This window comes from Altererythrobacter sp. MTPC7 (assembly GCF_042851395.1).
Classification (GTDB): domain Bacteria; phylum Pseudomonadota; class Alphaproteobacteria; order Sphingomonadales; family Sphingomonadaceae; genus CAJXSN01.
In genome coordinates this window covers 1-1,259 of the sequence record NZ_BTGS01000043.1, presented here as the reverse complement: position 1 = coordinate 1,259, position 1,259 = coordinate 1, and the positions used below count along the sequence as shown (strand labels likewise).

At 62.3% G+C, this 1,259-nt stretch carries 1 protein-coding gene; it reads right to left on the bottom strand.

Annotation, left to right across the window (positions count from 1 at the left end):
- Positions 1-60 precede the first annotated feature (60 nt).
- A protein-coding gene (locus ACGHJ7_RS14740; RefSeq protein WP_390479177.1) for an IS3 family transposase occupies positions 61-1,232 on the bottom strand; the annotation gives its coding sequence in 2 pieces (ribosomal slippage) (positions 61-968 and positions 968-1,232; 1,173 coding nt in all).
- Positions 1,233-1,259: the final 27 nt, after the last annotated feature.

Here is a 1,259-nt window from a genome sequence, read left to right as displayed (position 1 = left end):
TGAGGTGGTCCCGTCTTCTTGGACAGGTTGGCGGCGAAGTTAAGCTAATCCCGGATGTGATTATGCCGCCAGTCTGGTCATCAGATCATGGGGGGCATGCCCCCCATGATCTGAAGCGTCGATCCGTCCATAGGCCTCTGCCGGGGTCTGCCCCGCTAGACCCGAGTGCGGTCGCTGCGTGTTGTAGTAGGTGATCCAACGAGCAAGGCCAGTGCGCAGCTCCGAACCGGTCTCGAAGGCGTGGAGATAAACGCATTCATATTTGAGAGATCGCCACAGCCGCTCGATGAACACGTTGTCCATCCAGCGGCCTCGGCCGTCCATGCTGATCCGCACCTCGGCATCCCGCAGCACGCTGGTGAAGGCTAGCGAAGTGAACTGACTACCCTGATCCGTATTGAAGATCTCGGGACGACCGAAGCGCGCCAGCGCTTCCTCCAAAGCCGCCACGCAGAAGCCCGCATCCATCGTGTTCGACAGGCGCCAGGCCAAGACCTTGCGGGTCGCCCAGTCCATCACCGCGACCAGGTACAGGAACCCTCGGCGCATCGGGATGTAGGTCACATCCGCACACCACACATGGTTCGGTCGCACTATCTCCAGCTTGCGCAGCAGATACGGATAAATCCGATGCTGCGGATGCGGATCACTCGTGCGCGGTCGCTGGTAGATCGGCGACAGGCCCATCTTGCCCATCAGCCGCCGCACACGTCGTCGGTCAACATCATAGCCGCCTCGGCGCAGGTGCCGGACCATCTGCCGGCTGCCATACCACGGCATGTCGAGGAACGCCGCGTCGATCACCCGCATCAGCGCCAGCGTCTCCTCACTCTCCGGCACCGGTGCATAGTAGTAGGACGACCGGCTGATCGAGAGCAGCCGGCATTGCGCCGCGATAGACAGGCGTTGGTGAGCAGGTTCGATCATCGCCCGCCTCCGTGCCACGCTCATCGACCGGAGGCTCTGGCTAAAAAATCGCGCTCCACGACCAACTGACCGATCTTCGCGTGAAGCTTCTCGACTTCGGCCTCGCTGGCCGCCCGGGCCGCATCACTTGCCCCCGAGAACGTGCCTGCCATCCCTTCGACCGCCTGCCGCTTCCACGCCGCGATCATCGTATGGTGGATGCCATGCTTCGCTGCCAGCTCCGCCAGCGTCAGGTCACCCCGGATCGCTTCCAGTGCCACCTTTGCCTTGAACTCCGCGCTGTAGCGCTTCCTCGTCTTCCTCATTTCCCGTCCATTCCTCAGGTCGGGATT